Origin of the sequence: Bacillus sp. SW14 (genome assembly GCF_047608225.1) — a bacterium.
In the GTDB taxonomy this organism is placed as follows: domain Bacteria; phylum Bacillota; class Bacilli; order Bacillales; family Bacillaceae; genus Bacillus; species Bacillus subtilis_G.
The window spans coordinates 2385189-2409358 of sequence record NZ_JBLKRW010000001.1 but is presented as its reverse complement, the minus strand read 5'-3'; the positions used below and the strand labels follow the sequence as shown (position 1 = coordinate 2409358).

Genomic DNA, 24170 nt, shown 5'->3' with positions numbered 1-24170 from the left:
ATCAGGAGAATTAACCATTTCTGAGGTGGAACAACATCTTCAAGGCATGAAGCGGCAGTTCAAAAGCCCGCTTTCAGAAGGGCAAAAAGGGCTGTGGATGCTTCAAAAAATGTCTCCTGAAATGAGTGCTTATCATATTCCTTTATGCTTTCGCATCACTAAACCAATACATGCAGAGACGTTCAAGAAAGCCCTTCTGTTTGTACAGAGACAATATCCTGTTTTAACCAGTGTGATTCAAGAGGAGAATGGCATACCATTTCAAACGGTTCAGTCTTCAGAGGCTCTTTCTTTTGAGGAAGAGGATATATCGACTATGAAATCAGCAGAGATACTGCCTTTTCTAAAAGGAAAAGCAAAAGTACCTTTTCGTTTGGAAGCTGGTCCGTTATGGCGCACACATCTTTTTCATCGGTCAAACGAAGAATGCATTTTGCTCATCACGATTCACCATATCATATTTGACGGTGTGTCGATGCTGACTTTGATATCGTCGCTTTTCGAGGCGTATCAACATTTGCTGAATGGTGTTGAACCGGTGCAGCAGACGCTAACGGCTGATTATTATGATTTTGTCAAATGGGAAACCCGGATGCTGAATGGCAGAGAAGGGGAAGAGCATCTCGCTTACTGGAAAGAACAGTTGTCTGGGAATCTGCCAGTTCTTGATCTTCCGGCTGACCGTCCGCGGTCTTCCGCGCGAAAATTCAAGGGGCAAGCTTATAAAAGCTTGCTCCCCCATTACCTGAGAAAACAAATCAAATCGTTTGCCCGCACGTATCAAGTGAATGAATCGGTTGTGTTGCTGTCCATTTACAAAGTATTGCTGCATCACTATACAAAACAAAAGGATATCATTGTCGGCGTCCCAACAATGGGGCGGCCAGAAGATAGTTTTGAATCTACTATCGGATACTTTATCAACATGATGGCTGTTCGGAGCAGGAATCTCGGATCTCAGCCATTTACAGCATTCATTCGGGAGCTGCAGCTGACAATGGCTGACGGTCTGGACCATGCGGCGTATCCGTTCCCTGCATTGGTAAGAGAGCTGAATGTAGACCGCTCGGCCGCGGATTCGCCGGTTTTTCAAACAGCCTTTCTGTACCAAAACTTCTTTCAGACAACAGGCTTACAAAAAGTGCTCGAATCATATCAAACGCTTGGCATTGAATATATGGAGGATATTCGGCAAGAGGGAGAATTTGAGCTGGCACTCGAAATATATGAGCAAGAAAATGATACAGTGCTTCATCTTTTGTACAATCCTGATCTATATGAATTGTCCTCCATTGAAGGTATGATGGAGAACTATATGAAGCTCGCGCAGCACATGATGGAGGATCCGTCTTTGCCGCTTGAAACTTACTCTTTTCAGTTAAATCAAGAACAAAATAGTTTGCTGGAACAATGGAATGCGACAGGGACAAACACGCCAAATGACAAGTGTATACATGAAGTATTCGAGGAAAAAGCGAAACAAAACCCGGATGCGGTTGCTGTGATTTTCGAAGACAGGTCTCTTACATATAAAGAACTAGATGAAAAAAGCACATCTGTGGCAGTCTATCTTCAACATCAGGGGGTTGGACCTGAACACCCCGTTGGAATTTGTACAGAGCGTTCGTTTGATATGATTATCGGGATTTTAGGAATACTGAAAGCCGGCGGAGCGTATGTGCCGTTAGATCCAAGCTTCCCGCAAGAACGGTTAAAGTACATGCTCGAAGACAGTCAGGCATCCATTGTCCTGACCCAACCTAACGTTCGTGATTCGGTCAGCAAATTAACTGGCAGCCATGTAAAAGCAATCAATATCGAGTTGGCTTGCCGAAACGGTTATACAGATCAGCAAAGCAGCGATTTAAAGCGGGAAGCAAAACTGGAGCATCTCGCCTATATCATTTACACATCGGGAAGCACAGGACAGCCTAAAGGGGTAATGGTAGAGCATCGAAGCATTATGAATACCCTGAATTTTCTTGAATTTCACTATCCCGTGACTGCTGAGGATGCATATTTACTGAAAACGAACTATGTGTTCGATGTATCGATTTCGGAATTATTCGGATGGTTTATCGGAAACGGCCGCCTTGTGATTCTTCCGCCTAATGGAGAAAAATCACCGCAGCTGTGTATGGATTATATAGAAAAATACCAAGTGAGCCACATTAATTTTGTGCCGGCTATGCTGCATGTCTTTTTAGAAACGGCGAAAGACAACAAGCAGCTCACAGAGGATGGACCGCTCAAGTATATGATGGTTGCAGGCGAAGCTTTCCCTAAAGAATTAGTGAAAAAGGCGGTATCGATCTTTAAAAACTGCCATGTTGAAAATATTTACGGACCTACGGAAGCCGCCATTTACGCTGCGTATTTCGGATGCGGAAAAGGAGATATCGCAAGTCACCATACACCGATTGGAAAGCCTGTCTCCAACGTGAAAATTCATATTGTGGACCGGCATTTGAAGCCTGTCCCGATCGGAAAACCAGGTGAGCTTTGTATTGCGGGAGCCGGTTTGGCAAGAGGCTACTATCATAAGCCTGGCCTTACGGCTGAAAAATTTATTGATAATCCGTTTGAACCGGGGACCAAGCTTTATAAATCGGGTGATTCAGCAAGATGGCTTCCTGACGGCAACATAGAGTATTTAGGACGGATTGACAGCCAAGTCAAAATACGCGGTTTTCGCGTCGAGCTTGGCGCAATTGAAATAAAGCTGGGTGAATTTCCGGGCATTTTAGATCAGGCGGTTGTGGTGAAGCAGCTGGAAGGCCATCAACAGCTCGCTGCTTATTATACAGAGAAAAGCGGACATTCCCCTGCAGATCCAAAAAAATTGCGCCGGCATCTAAAATCCAGTCTGCCGGAATATATGATACCTTCACACTTTATCCGCTTAGATAAGATGCCGTTATCGCCTAGCGGGAAAGTGGACCGTAAAGAACTGGAAAAACGCGAGATCGTTTTCAATAGAAAGAAATCAAATCAATTGCAGTTAACGGAAATAGAGGATCAGGTGCTTCGCATTTGGGAGGAAACGCTCAAGGTCAGCGGCTTTGGGCCGGAAGACGGATTTTTCGATGCGGGCGGCGATTCGCTTCTGGCTGTAGCCGTGGCTGAACGAATCAAAAAAGAATTGGATTGTGAGTTTAGTGTCACTGAGTTATTCGAGCATTCCACGATCCGTGCCATAAGCCAATACATTTTGGAAATGAAAAACGCAGATCAAGCGATAACTCAAATTGAAGACAATCATGATCTCAAAGATGATGGAAAATACTCGCAGCAGACGGTTCCTTCCTATTTTGACGATAGTGTTGCGATTGTGGGGATATCCTGCCAGTTTCCTGAGGCGAAGCATCATCATGACTTTTGGAATCGTATCAAAGAAGGCAAAGAAAGCATTCAGTTTTTCTCTGAAGAGGAGCTTCGCGAAAACGGAGTTCCGGAAGAATTGATTCAACATCCTGACTATGTGCCTGTGCAATCTGCGATCGAGGGGAAAGATTTATTCGACCCTGGTTTCTTTCAAATTTCTCCGAGAGATGCTGAGTATATGGACCCTCAGCTCCGCCTTTTATTGCTGCATTCCTGGAAAGCGATTGAGGATGCAGGATATGTGGCAAATGAGATTCCGGCTACAAGTGTATATATGTCTGCAAGCAGCAATTCATACAGAACGTTATTGCCGAAGGAGGCTATAGAAGGGCATGAATCACCTGATGGCTATGTCTCATGGGTTTTAGCCCAAAGCGGAACCATCCCGACGATGATCTCAAATAAGCTCGGATTAAAAGGGCCAAGCTACTTTGTTCATTCTAACTGCTCTTCATCACTAGTCGGCTTGTATCAGGCATACAAAAGCCTGACATCAGATGAATCTCAATATGCGCTTGTCGGAGGCGCAACATTGCACGCACAATCAGCGATCGGCTACGTGCACCAAAACGGGTTGAATTTTTCAAGCGACGGACATGTTAAGGCCTTCGATGCTTCAGCAGACGGAATGGCCGGGGGTGAAGGCGTAGCGGTTATCCTGCTGAAGAAAGCTGTGGATGCCGTAAAAGACGGAGACCATATTTATGCCATTATGCGCGGAATAGGCATCAATAATGATGGGGCAGATAAGGCCGGCTTCTATGCGCCAAGTGTAAAAGGCCAAACAGAAGTGATACAGCATGTATTGGATCAAACCAACATTCATCCCGAAACGGTCAGCTATATTGAAGCGCACGGAACGGGAACGAAATTAGGCGATCCTATTGAAATGTCCGCATTAAATAAAGTGTACAAGCAATACACGGACAAAAAACAATTTTGCGGAATTGGTTCAGTGAAAACGAATATCGGCCATTTGGATACAGCTGCCGGGCTAGCCGGATGCATTAAAGTTGCGATGAGCTTATACCATAATGAACTTGCACCGACCATCAACTGCACTGAGCCGAATCCGAATATAAAGTTTGAAAGCTCGCCTTTTTATCTAGTCCGTGAACGAAAGCCATTAGAGAAACGAGAAGGTGTCCATCGGGCGGCTCTGAGCTCATTCGGTCTTGGCGGCACTAACGCCCATGCTATTTTTGAGCAATATGAAAACATCTCTGATATGAGAGCGGAGAACGAAGGCAATCCGCCCTATCTCATTCCTGTATCGGCAAAAAATAGAGGGCGGCTCCTAGCATACGTGAAGGAACTGCTGATCTATATCAGTCAAAACGAGCAAGCGCATATGTCTCTAAGAAATATTGCATACACCTTTCAGGTTGGACGGGAAGCAATGGACAGCAGGATCATTTTTATGGTGAACGATCTGGAAGAATGGAAACAACAGATGGAAGATTTTGTGAATGGGAAGACCCTAGCAGAAGGCAGTATCCAAGGAGAAAAAACGAGAAGAATGACATCCGCTGAACAGCTGCTTGGAAACGCTGAAGCAGAAGAATTGGCTTCATCACGAATATCAAAAGAAGAATTGAAAAAGCTTGCTGAGATGTGGGCAAAAGGCTTTCATGTTGAATGGCGCAGACTTTATCCAAATACGAAGCCGCGCCGTATCAGTTTGCCGACGTACCCTTTTGCTGAAGAACGGTACTGGCCTGAAAGCAGCACCAGCGATGTAACAACAATTGAACCATCGTGTTTGCATCCTTTGGTGCACCATAATACATCTGTTCTGTCAGAGCAGCGGTTCAGCTCCATCTTTACAGGACAAGAGTATTTTATTGCCGAGCATATCATTAAAGGCATGGCAATTTTGCCGGCAGCGGTCACGCTTGAAATGGCAAGAGCCGCTATAGAACAAGGAATTGGCGGTTTAGAAGATCAAGAAACCGGAATCCGCCTGAAAAATGTTGTTTGGATGCGCCCAGTTGTAGCAGGAAATGAGCCAGTTCAAGTAAACATCGGACTTTATGATGAAGACGGCGGACACATTCATTATCGGATGTATGGTGAGCCGGAATCTGCTGATGCAGAACCGGTTGTATATAACCAGGGGATAGCGGAATTGATTCAGATAAAGCAAGAAAAAGCGCTGGATCTTGCTGAGATCAAAAACCGATGTGATCAAAACAGGTTGGACGCTGCCCTGTTTTATGAAGGAATGATCGGTGCCGATTACGGTCCTGGCTACAAGAGTGTAGAAGCTGTATATAAAGGCGATGGCCAGCTGCTTGCCAAATTATCACTGCCGGAATCTGTCATGCATACGTCAGACGATTATGTTCTTCATCCAAGTGTAATGGATGGGGCGTTACAGGCGGCTGAATATTTGCAAAACGTCGTTAGGGCGGAGCTTTCACGCAGTGAAGACTTTAAGGCGGCACTCCCATTTGCCCTGGAGGAACTTGAGATCTTTCAGCAATGCGTTTCTGACATGTGGGTTTATGTTCAATTCAATTCGAAAAACAAACCGGGGGATCTGATACAGAAAGTCGATATCGATCTATGCGATGAGCATGGCACGATTTACGTGCGGATGAAAGGTTTTTCGACGAGAGTAATGGAGGCTGATATACAAACCGAACCATCAAAAATGAACGCTGAAACTTTATTGCTTCAGCCCGTTTGGCAAGAACAAAAGGCAGCTGACGGAGCAGGTCCAAAAAAATATGCAGAGCACCTCGTGTTCCTATGTGAATATGATCAAGAGACGAGAAAACAGATTGAAGCAGTACTCAAGGGTGTCCATGTTTTCAGCCTGGAAGCAAGGCCTTCTTCAATGGAGGCGCGTTTCCATTCATATACGGAACAAGTGTTTAAAAAGGTACAAGAGCTCATTCACACGAAATCGAAAGGCGACACGCTTATTCAGGTCGTAACCTCTGCCGAAGGAGAACAGCAGTTGTTTTCAGGGCTGACAGGACTGCTGAAAACAGCCGGGCAGGAAAATGCCAAACTAACCGGCCAAATGATTGAAGTCAGCAGTGAAGAAAGCGGAGAAAGCATTGCTGGCAAACTGAAAGAAAATCAAATGAGCAGCGATTCATATATCAAATATCAAAACGGCACTCGGTACATTGCTGATTGGCGTGACATCAAAACGGCCAGCCGTGACATCAGCAAGCCGTGGAAAGACGATGGCGTTTATCTCATTACAGGAGGTGCCGGAGGATTAGGCCTTATTTTTGCAAACGAAATCGCTGAACAAACGAAGAATGCGACAGTCATTTTGACAGGCCGCTCACCTCTTAGCGAAAGCAAAAGGAAAAAGCTTAAAGAGCTTCGCGACAAGGGGGCTGAAGTCACCTATCGGCAAACAGATGTGTCCGATAAGATTGGAGTCTGCCAGCTCATCGACGAAATTCTGAAAACGTACGGCCGTCTAGACGGCATTCTTCATAGCGCGGGAATCATCAAAGACAGCTACATGGTCAATAAACCGGCAGAAGACCTGCACGACGTGCTGGCGCCTAAAGTAAAAGGGCTTGTTTACCTAGACGAAGCGAGCAAGGACTTGCCATTGGACTTCTTTATTCTCTTTTCCTCTCTTTCAGGAAGTTTAGGAAGCATTGGTCAATCTGACTATGCGGCAGCCAATGTATTTATGGATATGTATGCAGGCTATCGAAATGGGCTTGCCGAAATCAGCCAGCGGCACGGAAAGACACTTTCCATAAACTGGCCGTTATGGAGAGAGGGCGGCATGAAGGTCGACCAAGAAACAGAGAAAAGGCTTGTGCAACTGGCCGGGATTGTTCCTATGAGAGCAGAAAAAGGAATTCAGGCATTATATCAAGCGTTTCATTCCGAAGCAAACCAAGTCATGGTGATTGAAGGCGATGGGCATAAGATAAAACAAAACATGTTCGCAAAAACCGTCTCAGCACCTATGGGAAAGAAGGAAACAGAGAACTTGACTGACCAAGTAAAAAGCATTGATACAGACAGTTTGCTGGATAAAGTAAAGGGGATGTTAAAACGGGAGGTCGCCAAGCTGTTAAAGGTCAAGCTTGAAACGATTGATGATCATGTCGAGATGACGGTGTATGGATTTGATTCTATCTCAATGACGGAATTCACAAACCATATGAACCGCGCCTATAAGTTAGAGCTGACGCCAACCGTCTTTTTTGACTACCCGACGATTCATGCATTTGGCAAGCATTTGGCCGAAGAATATCAAGCGGTATTTGCGAACACATTTGCTGTGCGCGCTGTATCGGCTCAGGTTCAGCCTGCTGCCAAACAGGAGCAAGCCTTGCATGTCAAAGCTAAAAGACGCCGAAAGCAGCAAGTCATACTGCCAAACGCCGCACAAAGTGAAGCTGGCCATGAGCCAATTGCGATTGTAGGCATAAGCGGGATTTTCCCTATGGCGAAAGATGTTGATGCGTTCTGGGAGGCTTTAAAAGAGGGCCAAGACTGCATGACGGAAATTCCGAAAGACCGCTGGGATTGGCGGGAATATGAAGGGGATCCGGCGAAGGAAGGCAATAAAACGAATGTAAAATGGGGCGGTTTTATCGACGGAATTGCCGATTTTGATCCATTATTCTTCGGCATCTCCCCGCGTGAAGCTGAACAAATGGAACCTCAGCAGCGCTTATTGTTGACTTACGCCTGGAAAGCGATCGAAGATGCAGGATATTCGGCGAAACGTCTGTCAGGCACAAAAACAGGCGTCTTCATTGGAACCGGAAATACAGGGTACAGCTCCCTTTTGTCAAAAGCCAACTCGGCAATAGAAGGCTCAGCGGCAGCCAATACGAGCCCTTCAGTCGGGCCGAATCGGGTCAGTTATTTCCTGAATCTTCATGGGCCGAGCGAACCGATTGATACAGCATGCTCCAGCTCATTGGTGGCGATCCACCACGCCATCTCTTCAATTGAGGAAGGCACTTGTGAGATGGCATTAGCAGGCGGCGTGAATACGATTATCCTTCCTGAGGTGTATATCAGCTTTGATAAAGCCGGTGCGCTCAGTAAAGAAGGGAAATGCAAGACGTTTTCAAATCAAGCCGATGGTTTTGCTCATGGGGAAGGGGCCGGCATCCTGTTTCTGAAAAAGTTAAAAGCGGCTGAAGAAGCGGGAGACCACATTTACGGAGTCATAAAAGGCAGCGCAATTAATCACGGCGGCCGTGCAGCATCTTTAACGACGCCTAATCCGAAGGCGCAGGCGGATGTCATTCAGTCGGCATATCAAAAAGCGGGTATCGATCCGAAAACCGTGACCTACATTGAAGCGCACGGAACCGGGACGGAGCTTGGAGACCCGGTTGAAATTAACGGATTGAAATCAGCTTTTCAAGCATTGGGCATGAATGAAGGCGATGCATCAGCCAATCCTTATTGCGGACTGGGGTCAGTGAAGACAAACATTGGCCACTTATCGCTGGCAGCAGGTGCAGCAGGGGTTATTAAAATATTATTGCAGCTTAAGCATAAAACCTTAGCGAAAAGTCTTCACTGCGAAACCGTGAATCCATACATTCAGCTGAAAAACAGTCCGTTCTATATCGTACGGGAAACGGAAGAATGGAAAGCGCTGAAAAATGGACAGGGAGAAGAGCTGCCTCGCCGGGCAGGTGTCAGTTCATTTGGGATCGGCGGCGTAAACGCCCACGTGATTATTGAGGAATATATTCCAGAAGCGGCCGATGAGTTTGTACCGTCCATCACACCTGAACATCCGGGTATCTTCGTTTTATCGGCTAAAAATGAAGCACGGCTAAAAGAACAGGCACAGCAGCTGGCTGATGCGCTTGATAAGGAAACATATGGTGGCGCAAATCTCACCCGCATCGCTTATACCCTGCAAGCCGGACGGGACGCGATGGAAGAACGTCTTGGGATTATTTCCGGTTCCGTTGAGGATTTGCAGCAAAAGTTAAAAGACTTTGCAGCAGGGAAAAGCGATGTGGAAGATTTATTTAGAGGCAGGATTGATAAAGGCACACTGCAAATGCTGACAGAAGACGAAGAGATTCAAGAAGCCGTCGAAAAATGGATGGAACGGGGAAAGTACGCAAAACTGCTTGAATTATGGGTAAAAGGCCTTGATGCAGACTGGACGAAACTGTATGGCGAGAATGTGCCTAAGCGTATCAGCTTGCCGACATACCCTTTCGCAAAAGACCGTTATTGGATCTCTGATCATATAGAAAAAAGCGGCAGCCCTGTAGCAAACAAAGACACTTCCCGCCTTGGCGCAGCCGTGCTGCATCCATTAATGCATCAAAACACATCGAACCTCTCGGAACAAAGGTTTAGCTCAATCTATACAGGCGAAGAGTTTTTCCTTGCCGATCATGTAGTCAAAGGCCAACGGATCTTGCCGGGAGTGGCGCATCTTGAATTGGCGCGGGCTGCCGTTGAGCAGGCGGCAGAGGTACAAGGTGTTCCGTGCACCATGAAGCTAAAGAACGCGGTGTGGGTGCGCCCCATTGTTGTAGAGGACCAGCCTCAGCACATACACATTAGGCTTTTACCGGAGAAAAATGGTGAGATCTCATATGAAATCTACGGTAATCCAGACATTGCGGGCGAACAGTCAATCGTCTATAGCCAAGGCAGCGCTGTATTGAGTTCTGCTGAAAATCAGCCGGCGGTTGATCTGCAATCCTTGCGGGAGCAGTGTCAGCAAAGCCATTTCAGCGTTGATGAAGTATATGACACCTATCAAAAGATTGGTTTTGAATACGGTCCTAGTTATCGCGGGATGGAAAAAATCTATACAGCTGAACATTTTATTTTAGCAAAATTGTCATTGCATCCGTCTGCTTTAGATTCGCTCAGCCAATACAACATGCATCCTGGGCTGATGGACTCTGCTTTGCAGGCGTCAAGCATTTTGACAGGCGCCGGAGATAACCAACTGACACTGCCTTTTGCGGTTCAGGAGATTGAAGTCTTTGGAGCATGCTCGTCAGAAATGTGGGTATACGCAAGATACAGTCAAGGCAGCAAGGCAACTGACAAGGTACAAAAGCGGGATATTGATATGTTAGATGGGAACGGCAAAGTTTGCGTACGGCTGAAAGGATTATCTTTCAGAGCAGCGGAAGGCGGAAATGGATCGACGGAACCTGATCAAATGCTGGAAACCTTGATGTTTGAAGAAAAGTGGGTGCCTAAGGATTGTGAAAAAGAACATTCTGAGCCTCATTACGAACGGCACATTGTCATGCTTTGTGACATGAATGGACTCACAAAAGACAGCATTGAATCAAGAGTTAAAGGAGCGGAATGCATCGTTTTGGATACTTTCCGCGAAGGACTGGCAGAGAGTTTCCAAGATTATGCCGAACAAGCGCTTAAGACGGTACAGGATCTTCTCAAAAGCAAGCCGCAAGGCAATGTCCTGATTCAGCTGCTTACTTCTGCAGCAAGAAAGCAGTACTCATTTTCAGGGCTATCGGCGCTCCTTAAAACCGCCAGCCTGGAGAATAAAAAATGGATAGGCCAGACGATTGAAATCGATTCAAACGAAAACATTGAAAGTATAGCAGAAAAACTGAGAGAGAATAAAAGACACGCAGGAGATCAGCGCATCAAATACGAAAAGGGCAAACGGTACATCAATGATTTGCGTGAAATGCAAATGGCTGATCGGGAAATAAGCCTGCCGTGGAGAGATAAGGGAGTATACCTCATCACAGGCGGCGCAGGAGGACTTGGGTTTATTTTTGCAAAAGAGGTTGCTCGTCAAGTTGAACAGCCTGTGCTCATTCTGACAGGCAGATCTGCATTGAATGCGGATCAAGAGACGCAGCTTAACGAACTTCAGCGATTAGGGGCCCGAGCAGAATATAGGCGGGTTGATGTGACGCAAGCGGAAGAAGCCTCCGGGCTCATCACAAGCATTACGTCTGATTACGGAGACTTGAATGGTGTCATTCACAGCGCAGGCCTGATTAAAGATAACTATCTCATGAACAAAACCAACGAAGAACTGACACAAGTTTTTGCTCCTAAGGTAAAAGGGCTTGTGAATGTGGATGAGGCAACCGAGCATCTCGCGTTAGATTTCTTTATCCTCTTTTCTTCAATATCCGGTGTCGCCGGCAGCGCGGGGCAGGCGGATTATGCGATGGCTAATGCGTTTATGGACAGTTATGCAGCTTATCGAAATGAGCTGGTGACCGCCATGTACAGGCATGGGCAAACGCTGTCGATCAATTGGCCGCTCTGGAAAGAAGGCGGTATGCGCGCGAATAAAGAAATTGAAAACATGACTTTGAAAAACACAGGTGTGACTCCAATGCGAACTGAGACCGGCATTCAGGCGCTGTATAAAGGTTTGGCATTCGGCAAAGATCACGTCATCGTCATGGAAGGGATCAGAGACATGATGAGGGAAAAGCTGACTCAAAAGCCGTCTTCTGATGATGTGCCAATGCAAACAGCGCAAGTACCAGTGATACCTGAAGCCAGGATGGGTCAAGACAATTTATTTGACCACATTCAAGAAGCTTTGAAGCAAACAATCTCTCAATTGCTCAAAATCAAACCTGAAGAGATTGACACGGATATGGAGTTTAATCAATATGGTTTTGATTCGATTACGTTAACTGAATTCGCAAATACACTGAATGAGCAGTACAAGCTGGATCTCACGCCTACGATCTTCTTTGAGCACGCAACTGTTTATGCATTTGCAGCGTATCTGTCAGAAGAATATCCGAATGCTTTTACAGCCCAATTGTCTGCCGAATCTGAAATGCTGATACAGCCTGTCGAACAAAATATAAAAAATATGACGTTTTCGACTGAAAACCGCTTTGTAAACCCTTCGGTAACGCCAGTAGAAAAGACAGCTGATCATAGGCCTGAGCCTATCGCGATTGTCGGGATGAGCGGTGTTTTCCCGAAGGCAAAGGACATCGAGGAATACTGGAGGAACCTGAAAGCGGGCGCGGATTGTATTACAGAGGTTCCAAAAGACCGCTGGGATTGGCAGGAGTATTACGGAGACCCTCTAAAAGAACCGAATAAAACAAATGTCAAATGGGGCGGTTTTATTGATGAAGTCGCTGACTTTGATCCATTGTTCTTCGGCATATCGCCGCTTGAGGCTGAGCAGATGGAGCCTCAGCAACGCCTGTTAATGACCTATGCGTGGAAGGCGATAGAAGAAGCGGGGTACTCAGCGAGAAGCCTGTCAGGAACCAAAACGGGCATCTTCATTGGGACTGGAAACACGGGGTATAGTTCACTGCTGTCAAATCTAGACATAGAAGGCTCAGCAGCTGCGAATATGAGTCCTTCTGCCGGACCGAATAGGGTCAGTTATTTCCTGAACATTCATGGACCGAGCGAACCGATAGATACTGCATGCTCAAGCTCTTTGGTCGCCATTCATCATGCGGTATGCGCAATTGAAAACGGAAACTGTGAAATGGCGATTGCAGGAGGTGTCAACACAGTCGTAACGCCGCAAGGCCATATCGCTTATGATAAGGCCGGGGCGCTGAGTAAAGAAGGAAGGTGCAAAACATTTTCTGATAGAGCCGATGGGTTCGCAGTCAGTGAAGGCGCCGGCATTCTCTTCCTGAAAAAAATGACAGCGGCTGAACGAGACGGTGATCATATTTACGGTGTCATCAAAGGAAGTGCGGTAAACCACGGAGGCCGCGCAAACTCTCTGACGACTCCTAATCCGAAGGCTCAGGCGGATGTCGTAAAAACAGCATATGAAAAAGCGGGAATCGATCCAAGAACCGTTACTTACATTGAAGCGCATGGAACCGGAACAGAGCTTGGTGATCCAGTAGAAATCAACGGCCTGAAAGCGGCATTTCAAGAGCTGTATGAAAAAACGGGTGACCCGGCTGTTCAAGGCAGCCATTGCGGACTTGGGTCAGCGAAAACAAACATCGGTCATTTATCACTGGCGGCCGGTGTGGCGGGTGTCATTAAAGTGTTATTGCAGCTAAAACATAAGACGCTTGTAAAAAGCCTGTACAGTGAAACCATCAATCCGTATATCAGACTGGAAGGCAGCCCGTTTTATATTGTGCAGGAATCCAAAAAGTGGCAAGCGCTGCAGGATGAAGCTGGCCGAGAGCTGCCACGGCGCGCCGGCATTAGTTCATTTGGCATAGGCGGCGTCAATGCCCACGTGGTCATTGAGGAATATATTCCAAAAGAAACCACTCGATCTGCACAAGCGCCAGCTGTGACAGCACAACACCCGGGCATCTTTATCTTGTCAGCAAAGGATGAAAATCGTCTGAAAGACCAAGCCCAGCAATTAGCAGACTTTATCAGCAGCCAACCTGTCACATCTCGTGATCTCACTGATATTGCTTATACACTCCAAGAAGGGCGTGATCCAATGGAGGAGAGATTAGGGATCATCGCTGTCTCGGCGGAGGACTTGCTGGAAAAACTGAACCTCTTTATAGCCGGACATGCGAGTGCGAAGTACATGTCAGGCAGAGCGGACAAAGGGATTGTACAGACATTGAGATCAGATGATGAAATACAGAAAACGCTCAAAAGCAGCTGGGAGCCCGGAACATATGAAAGGCTGCTTGAATTATGGATAAAAGGCATGGAAATAGATTGGAGTAAACTGTATGGCGGCAAACAGCCGAAACGCATCAGCCTCCCAACCTATCCATTTGCAAAAGAACGCTACTGGATAACGGATATGAAAGAAGAAGCAGTCACGCATCATGAACCAAATAGTTTCGAAACAGCAGCATTGCACCCGCTAGTACAGTCCAACACATCCGATTTGTCAGAGCAGCGTTTCAGCTCGACCTTTACAGGTGCTGAGTTCTTTTTCACCGATCATAAGGTGAAGGGAAGCCCAGTCATGCCGGGTGTAGCATATCTTGAGATGGTTCATGCCGCCGTTTCGAGAGCAGTGAGAGAACTCAAAGATGAGCAAGCTGTTATCCATATCAAAAATGTTGTGTGGGTGCAGCCGATTGTGGCGGGCGGGAAGCCTATTCAAGCCGATATCAGTCTAGATCCCCAGCAGGACGGTGAGATGGCCTTTAACATCTATACTGCGGATGGGCACAATGGGCGGAAAATACACTGTCAAGGCAGTGCTGCAATCAGCCGAGCAGGAGGTATTCCAGTTAAGGATATCAGCATGCTCAAAGATCAATGCAGTCTAAGCACTCTTTCCCACGAGCAATGTTATGAATTATTTAAGGCAATCGGCATTGACTACGGACCTGGTTTTCAAGGAATAGATCGGCTTTATATTGGCCGTAATCAAGCCTTGGCAGAGCTTTCCCTGCCTCTTGGTGTGTCTCACACGCTGGACAAATTTGTTCTTCATCCAAGTATGGCAGACTCTGCTTTACAAGCATCAATCGGGCTGAAACTGAATTCCGGTGACGAGCAGCTTTCCCTGCCTTTTGCGCTGCAAGAGCTCGAAATATTCAGCCCGTGTACAGATAAAATGTGGGTTTCTGTGACATCTCGTCCAAATGAGGACAGAATACAGAGACTGGATATTGATCTCTGTGATGAACAAGGCCGAGTGTGTGTGCGAATCAAGGGTATTTCCTCAAGGGTGCTGGAAGAAGACATACAACCGCAAGATGAGCCGAAGTCACCGGATGTCAAGACATCTCTTGATGGAGCGCTTCTTATGGCGCCGGTATGGGATCAAGTTCAATTGGTGAAGAGCGTCATGCCGCCTGCTGATGAGCGTGTTGTCATCCTCGGAGGGGAAGACAACAGCAGAAAAGCTGTTCAAAGGCAGTATCCGTTTGCCAAAGGGGTGCACATTGAGCCGAACACATCGATTCATGAGATTGCTGACCAGCTTGAAGCACTCGGATCGTTTGATCATATTGTGTGGCTGTCTCCTTCTCGTGTGACAGAATGTGAAGTCGGTGACGAAATGATTGAAGCCCAAGGTCAAGGCGTGATTCAAATATACAGAATCATTAAGGCGATCCAGTCTTTAGGCTATGGAGAGAGGGAGATACGCTGGACGGTCGTGACGGCGAACACGCAATATGTTGATCAGCATGATATTGTCGATCCGGTCGATGCTGGTGTGCACGGCCTGATCGGTTCGATGGCAAAAGAATATCCAAATTGGCAGACAAAGCTGATTGATGTCACGAAACATGAGAACTTGCCTGTGCCTGAAATCTTTTCCTTGCCTGCTGATGAAGAAGGGAATACTTGGGCCTACCGGAATAAGAGCTGGCATAAATTGCGCTTGATTCCAGTGCACAACAATCAACCGGTGCAAAATAAGTATAAGCGCGGAGGCGTTTATGTCATTATAGGCGGCGCAGGCGGAATTGGCGAAGTCTGGAGCGAATATATGATCAGAACATACCAGGCGCAGATCGTTTGGATTGGCAGAAGAAAAATGGATCCAGCTATTCAAAGTAAACTTGACAGACTTTCGCACCTGGGGCCTGCCCCGCTTTACATTCAAGCTGATGCGGCTAACCGAGAGGAATTGGAGCGCGCTTATGAAACAATGAAACAAATGTATCGAGAAATCAACGGCATCATTCATTCTGCTATTGTCTTGCAAGACCAAAGCCTGATGAACATGAACGAGGAATGCTTCAGAAACGTTCTTTCTGCAAAAGTAGATGTCAGTGTGCGAATGGCTCAAGTTTTCCGGCATGAACCACTGGACTTTGTTTTGTTTTTCTCTTCCGTGCAATCGTTTGCGAGAGCTTCGGGACAAAGCAATTACGCTGCCGGCTGCAGTTTTAAGGATGCTTTTGCACAGCGGCTTTCTCAAGTATGGCCTTGTGCAGCAGCCGTGATGAATTGGAGTTATTGGGGAAGCGTCGGTGTGGTTTCCTCACCGGATTATCAGAAGAGAATGGCTCAGGCAGGCATCGGCTCTATTGAAGCCCCTGAAGCGATGGAGGCATTGGAATTGCTGCTCGGGGGACCGCTGCAGCAGCTGGTGATGATGAAACTGGCAAACGATATGAATGATGAAGCGGAACAGATGGAAGAAACAATTGAAGTTTACCCGGAAACTCACAGCTCAGCCATTCAAAAGCTGCGAAGCTATCACCTGGGTGACAGCACAAAGATTCAACAACTGTTATAGGAGGGGGAGCGCCAATGCTGAACACAGAAGACATTCTCTGTAAAATGCTTTTCGCACAATTGCAGTCCATAGGTTTTTTCACAGAAAGTAAATCCCAGCCAGTATTGGAGAATTTCTATGGCAGATGGTTAGAAGAAAGCCATTCGATTTTAGAACGCCATCAATTTCTCAAGCGGACGGCGAATGGACATGTTCCAACGCGCTCAATAGGAACCGTGAGTGAGCTGTGGATGGAATGGAATGAACAAAAATCGGACCTGCTTCAAGACAATAATATGAAAGCCATGGTGACATTGGTGGAGACAGCACTTAAAGCCTTGCCGGATATTCTGACCGGCAAGGTGTCTGCCACCGATATCCTGTTTCCGAATTCATCAATGGATCTAGTAGAAGGCGTCTATAAAAACAACCAAGTCGCAGACTATTTTAATGATGTGCTGGCGAACACACTAACGGCCTATCTGCAAGAACGTCTGAAGCAAGAGCCTGAGTCAAAGATTCGTATATTAGAAATCGGAGCCGGAACCGGCGGTACAAGCGCGGCTGTTTTTCAAAAGTTGAAAGCCTGGCAGACACATATAAAAGAATACTGCTATACAGATCTGTCTAAAGCATTTTTAATGCACGCAGAAAATAAGTATGGCCCGGACAATCCGTATTTGACATATAAACGATTTAATGTGGAGGAGCCGGCATCTGAACAGCATATTGATGCGGGGAGCTATGACGTGGTCATTGCAGCGAATGTGCTGCATGCCACGAAAAATATCCGGCAGACCTTGCGAAACGCAAAAGCAGTTTTGAAAAAGAACGGACTGCTCCTCTTAAATGAAATAAGTGATCATAATATATATTCGCATTTGACGTTCGGCCTTTTAGAGGGCTGGTGGCTGTATGAGGATCCTGCTCTCCGTATACCGGGCTGCCCGGGTCTGTATCCGGACACTTGGGAAATGGTGCTTGAGAGTGAGGGATATCGCCATGTTTCCTTTATGGCTGAACAATCACATCAGCTCGGCCAGCAGATCATTGCTGCTGAAAGTAACGGAGTCGTTCGTCAAAAAAAGAAAACTGAGATAGAAGATACAGCACATTTACAAATCGATGCGGAAAAAGTTCATTCACAGAATAACGATTCTCTCATTGAACAAACGATTCAATTTGTGAAACATACGCTGGCAAAATCGATCAAACTATCACCAGAGCGTATTCACGAAGATACGACTTTCGAGAAGTATGGAATCGATTCGATTTTGCAGGTCAATTTCATTCGTGAATTAGAAAAAGTGACGGGGGATCTTCCAAAAACCATTTTATTCGAACATAACAATACAAAAGAACTCGTCGACTATTTAGTAAAGGAGTACGAAAGTAAGCTCCGGACAGCGCTGTTAAAAGAAACACAGCAGCCTGCAAAACACGAAGCACCTGTTCAAAGGGAGCGTGCAGCTGCTAGTAAGCCGCTTGCTTTTACCGCACGCCGCTTTGCCGGAGAGCAGCAGATCAAAGAAACTCAGCAAGCATCAAATAGTGAGTTGAAAAAAGAAAAGACAAGCCATTTCCAAGTGGCACAGACGAATGATCTTGGTACAGAAGATATCGCAATAATCGGGATCAGCGGACGCTATCCGATGTCTGCTGGCTTAGAAGAGCTTTGGGCGCATTTAATCGCTGGAGACAATTGTATTACAGAGGCGCCGGAATCCAGATGGCGCACATCTTTATTGAAAGCATTATCAAAAGATTCAATACAGTTGGCAGATAAGAAGCGGTATGGCGGATTTTTACAAGACATTGAAGCATTTGACCATCAGCTTTTTGAGGTGGAGCAAAGCCGGGTGATGGAAATGACGCCGGAACTGCGCTTATGTTTAGAAACCGTCTGGGAAACATTTGAGGATGGCGGCTATACCCGAACCCGGCTGAATAAACTGCGGGATGATGATGCCGGAGTGGGTGTCTTTATTGGGAATATGTATAACCAGTATTTTTGGAATATCCCATCATTAGAGCAGGCAGTCCTCAGCTCAAATGGGGGAGACTGGCATATCGCAAACCGCATTTCCCACTTTTTCAACCTGACTGGACCGAGTATCGCTGTCAGCTCAGCATGCTCCAGTTCATTAAACGCCATTCATCTTGCCTGTGAAAGCCTGAAATTGAACAGCAGCTCTATGGCGATTGCGGGAGGAGTCAATTTAACACTCGATCTCTCTAAGTATGATTCTTTGGAGCGGGCCAATCTGCTGGAAAGCGGAAACCAAAGCAAAAGTTTTGGCACAGGAACCGGACTTATTCCCGGGGAAGGTGTCGGAGCAGTCTTGTTAAAACCGCTTTCGAAGGCAATGGAAGATCAGGATCATATTTACGCTGTGATCAAAAGCAGTTTTGCCAATCATAGCGGCGGAAGACAGATGTATACAGCACCAGATCCGAAACAGCAAGCAAAATTAATCGTCAGGTCGATTGAGCAGTCGGGCATTGATCCGGAGACTATCAGCTATATTGAATCAGCTGCAAATGGTTCAGCGCTGGGCGATCCTATTGAAATGATTGCATTAACAAACGCATTTGAACAATACACGAATAAGAAACAGTTTTGCGCGATAGGTTCTGTCAAATCTAATCTGGGACATTTGGAGGCAGCTTCCGGCATTTCTCAGCTGACAAAAGTTCTGCTGCAGATGAAGAAGGGCACGCTGGTGCCGACAATCAACGCAACACCTATCAATCCAAATATTAAACTGGAAAACACAGCTTTTTATCTTCAAGAAAAAACGGAGCCGTGGCATCGCTTGAATGATCCTGAAACAGGAAAGCAATTGCCTCGCAGAAGCATGATCAATTCCTTCGGAGCGGGGGGAGCCTATGTCAATCTCATTATAGAAGAATTTATAGATATGGCTCCTGAGAGACGGATCACTTCCCACCAGCCGGAATGTACAGCCGTTTTTTCAGCAAAAACAAAATGGAGCCTGCTCAGCTACCTTGAAAACATGCAATTGTTTTTAGAGAAGGAAGCTGCTCTGGATATTGAACCAATTGTACAGGCTTTACACAGAATAAACCACGATTTAGAGCATAGGGCTGCATTTACAGTAACATCGACTCAGGAACTGATCGAAAAACTAAAGATGTTCCGTACATCCAAAGAAAGCTCACGCCAGCAAGGTATTTATACATCATTCGATTTACAGCCGTGCGCGGGATCAGCCCAAAAGGAACGAGAAACAAGCGCAGCAGAGCAATGGGCAGCAGGGGCATCCGTCGATTTTAAAGAAGCAGCTCAAGGGAACCGATCCGGCTGGATTCGCCTGCCGCACTATGCATTTGATCATCATACATCATTTCATTTCGATGTTCCGGCGGGTCAGGGGAAACCATCAGCTGTCGAAAGCGATAACAATCATCCGGTCATACAAGATCAATTCACATATGATGAGCCTTACGTGCAAGGCCACGTCTTCAACAATGAACGGGTACTCGTCGGCGCAACATACAGCAGTCTGGCCATTGACGCATTTTTCAACATGTTTCCTGAGGAAAACAGCGGCCGTATCAGCAAATTAAGCTATATCAATCCAATTGTCATCAAACAAGGCGAGACCATTGAACTGCAGGCAAAGCCGCTTCAAAAAAATCAAGGCATAGAATTACAAATCATGTACCGTGAGCTGGCCTCTGATACATGGAAGCCTGCCGCAATCGGGCAATGCCAAAAAAGTTTGTTTGAAACAAAAGAAGTCAATATCGAAAGCTTAAAGCAATCGTTAACCGAGCTTCATCACATCGATCAGATGTATAAAGCCGGGAATGGCCCTGAGTGGGGATCGTTATTTAAGACGATTACACATCTTTACAGAGATCATAAGTCCGTACTGGCAAAAATTCGCCTGCCTCAAAGCGATCTGGCAAACGGGCATCATTACACTGTAAGCCCATTGATGACAAACAGCGCCTACTTGGCTATCCTTAGTTTCTTAGAGCAATTTGACATTGAAGGCAGTTTCCTGCCATTTGGAATCAATGATATCCAATTTACTAAACATACGATAGAAGAGGATTGCTGGCTTCTGATTACATTGGTTAAGAATACAGGTGACATGCTGCTGTTCGATGTAGATGTGATCAATGAATCGTCAGAAACGGTGCTGCGTTATTCGGGCTACTCGTTAAAACAACTGCGAGTTACAAATCAAATAAGGAATGAAAATCAGAACATCAAAGTCCGCGGTCTAAAAGACCGTATCAAAAGCTATGTAACAAATAAACTGGCAGTAAACATGGCCGATCCGTCAAAACTGGCTCTCTCAAAAACTCATATTATGGAATTGGGTATTGATTCCTCTCAATTGGTTGGGCTGACAAGGGAGATCGAATCAGAAACAAAAATCGAATTAAACCCGACGTTGTTTTTTGAATATCCGACTGTTCAAGAGCTTATTGAATTTTTTGCGGACAACCATGAAACATCTTTTGTTCAGCTGTTTGGTGGAGTTGATCAGCAGCAGGAACGCTCAGCTCAAGTCGAAAACCAAATGAAACAGATTCCGGCTGATGAGATGAAGACGGATAAAGCAATCGAACATGCAGCCGACGGTATAGCCATTATCGGCATGTCGGGACAGTTTCCGAAAGCAAACAGCGTAACGGAATTTTGGGACAATATCATTCACGGAAAGAACTGTGTTTCTGAAGTGCCGAAAGAACGCTGGGACTGGCGTGAATGTGCCAAAGTTGATAAAGAAGGATCATCAAGCCTTCAATGGGGCGGATTTATAGAAGGAATAGGTGAGTTTGACCCGCTGTTTTTTGGCATATCACCTAAAGAAGCGGCACATATGGATCCGCAGGAGTTTCTGCTCTTGACACATGCATGGAAGGCGATGGAAGACGCAGGCTTAACAGGACAGGCCTTATCAAGCCGTCCGACAGGCGTATTCGTCGCAGCTGGCAATACGGATACAGCTGTGATTCCTTCCTTAATTCCAAACCGTATATCGTATGCGCTGAATGTAAAAGGGCCAAGCGAATATTACGAAGCTGCCTGTTCCTCCGCTCTTGTGGCTTTGCACAGAGCTATACAATCCATCCGAAACGGCGAATGTGAACAAGCCATTGTCGGGGCTGTGAATTTGCTGCTTTCACCAAAAGGATTCATTGGCTTCGATTCAATGGGATATTTGAGTGCTGATGGACAGGCCAAATCCTTTCAAGCAGATGCGAATGGCTTTGTCAGAAGTGAAGGCGCAGGGGTTCTCATCATTAAACCTTTGCAAAATGCCATTGAAGATTCCGATCATATTTATTCGGTCATTAAAGGTACAGGTGTATCGCATGGTGGCCGGGGAATGTCACTGCACGCGCCAAATCCGGTCGGTATGAAGGATGCAATGCTGAAGGCTTATGAAGGAGCGCATATTGATCCCAAAACGGTGGCCTATATCGAAGCGCATGGGATCGCCTCTCCATTGGCAGACGCGATAGAAATAGGTGCGTTAACTTCAGGCTTAAGCCAGCTAGAGTCGGAACTTCCACAGGAAGTACAGGAGGAAGCGCCGTGTTATATCAGCAGCTTAAAGCCGAGCATTGGACACGGTGAACTAGTCTCCGGTATGGCTGCTCTCATGAAGGTCAGCATGGCGATGAAGCATCAAACCATACCAGGCATTTCCGGATTTTCTTCATTGAATGACCAGGTGTCAATAAAGGGCACCCGTTTCCGAATGATTCCACAGAACCAGCAATGGGAGGATGTAAAGGACGGCTCAGGCAGAATCATCCCGCGCAGAGCGGGTATCAACAGCTATAGCTTTGGAGGCGTAAATGCGCACGTCATTTTAGAAGAATATATTCCTTCATCAAAAGCACCGGTTAATATGAACGAGAATGAAGCTCATATTGTGGTTCTTTCAGCAAAAAATCAAGATAGGCTAAAAGCAGTTATTCAACAGCAGCTTGATTATGTGAACGAACAACAAGAACTGTCATTGCCACATTATGCTTATACACTTCAAACCGGACGAGAGGAGATGGAGGACCGGCTGGCGCTGGTCGTCCGAAGTAAAGAAGAACTGGTTATCGGCTTGCAAGACTGCATAACAGCTGCAGAAAAAGGCGAAAAGCCAAAAAGTTCTGTGCCTGTTTTTTGCGGGAATGCAGAAGAGGGCTCGTCAGATATCGAAACCTTGCTTGATGGGCCATTAAGAGAAATGGTGATAGAGACCCTGTTGTCCGAGAACAACCTTGAAAAGATCGCATTTTGCTGGACAAAAGGGGTGCAAATCCCGTGGGAGCAGTTTTATCAAGGAAAAGGCGCCAGCAGAATACCATTGCCAACCTATCCATTTGAAAAGAGAAGCTGTTGGAATGGTTTTCAAGCATTAGAGAATACGCCTTCTGTTTCACATGAGATGCATATCAACATCAGCGATCATCACATGTTAGCTGATGTATTAGGGATGGATCCAGAAGAACTGCATCCTCATAAGCCATTGCAGCATTACGGGTTTGATTCGATTTCTTGCATACAGTTATTGCAGCAACTGCAAGCAAAGGTTGATCCTTTCATTACCTTGGCGGAGCTGCAAGCATGCCAAACTGTGCAGGATATGACGGACTTGATCGCAAAGAAACAGGCGGATGCCTCCTTACAAAACGAGCACACTCGTACGTTCCCGGAATTGATACCGTTAAATGACGGCAAGCGGGGGCGCCCTGTATTTTGGTTTCATGGCGGGGTAGGTGGCGTTGAAATCTATCAGTCATTTGCGGAAAAAAGCCAGCGCCCTTTTTACGGTATTCAAGCAAGGGGATTTATGACTCAACATGCTCCTTTGCATGGAATTGAACAAATGGCTTCCTATTATATAGAGATCATCCAAGCCATTCAGCCGGAAGGCCCTTATGATGTAGGCGGATATTCCTTAGGCGGAATGATTGCATATGAAGTCACACGCCAGCTGCAAAGCCAAGGCCTTGCTGTCAAAAGCATGGTGATGATTGACTCTCCATACAGTTCTGAGCCGAAAGAGAATGAAGCTTCTACGAAAACATCAATGCTGCAAACGATCAATACGATGCTAGCATCGATTGCGAAGCCGGATAAGCTTACTGACGTTCTCATCAGCCGTGAAGAGGTAGACACAAACTCAGAGGATGAAGAATTCCTGTCTGAGCTGATTGATTTGGCAAGAAAACGGGGATTGAACAAACCGGAGAAGCAAATACGTGCGCAGACTCAGCAAATGATGAAAACCCAGCGTGCCTATGATGTTGATTCGTACACTGTTAATCCTCTGCCTGATCCTGAGGCGGTAAAATGTTATTACTTCCGCAATAAAAGCGGGTCTTTCTTTGGAGATTTAGACATTTATTTCACCTTCTCAAATGAAAAAGCACCGTTTGATCAATCTGCCTACTGGGAGGAATGGGAGCGGCAAATGCCACATTTCCATCTGGTGGATGTCGAATCAAACAACCACTTCATGATATTAACAGAACCTAAAGCCTCCAAAGCCATGTTAGAATTTTGCGAAAAACTCTATTCAAACAGGGGAGTCGTTAACGCGAATTTCCTTAAGGCTTTCCGGAAAAAACATGAAGCGAAAGAAGATGAATTGGTGAAGCGCTGAGAAACACAAACGCCCCCTTTTGAAGG

Annotated in this window: 2 protein-coding genes; both read left to right on the top strand. The window is 46.1% G+C overall.

Going from position 1 to position 24170, the window contains the following annotated elements:
• Positions 1-46: 46 nt before the first annotated feature.
• On the top strand, positions 47-16510 hold the full coding sequence (locus tag ACMX2I_RS12600) for an amino acid adenylation domain-containing protein (protein WP_414958337.1): 16464 nt from the start codon (positions 47-49) through the stop codon (positions 16508-16510).
• Between the two features lie 14 nt (positions 16511-16524).
• Entirely contained in the window at positions 16525-24144 is a 7620-nt protein-coding gene (locus ACMX2I_RS12595; RefSeq protein WP_414957118.1) for a beta-ketoacyl synthase N-terminal-like domain-containing protein, read from the top strand.
• The last annotated feature ends 26 nt before the right edge of the window (positions 24145-24170 follow it).

Excerpts from the sequence above, each read along its gene's own strand:
- ACMX2I_RS12595 (WP_414957118.1), top strand. The coding sequence starts at position 16,525 with ATGCTGAACACAGAAGACATTCTCTGTAAAATGCTTTTCGCACAATTG.
- ACMX2I_RS12600 (WP_414958337.1), top strand. The coding sequence starts at position 47 with ATGAAGCGGCAGTTCAAAAGCCCGCTTTCAGAAGGGCAAAAAGGGCTG.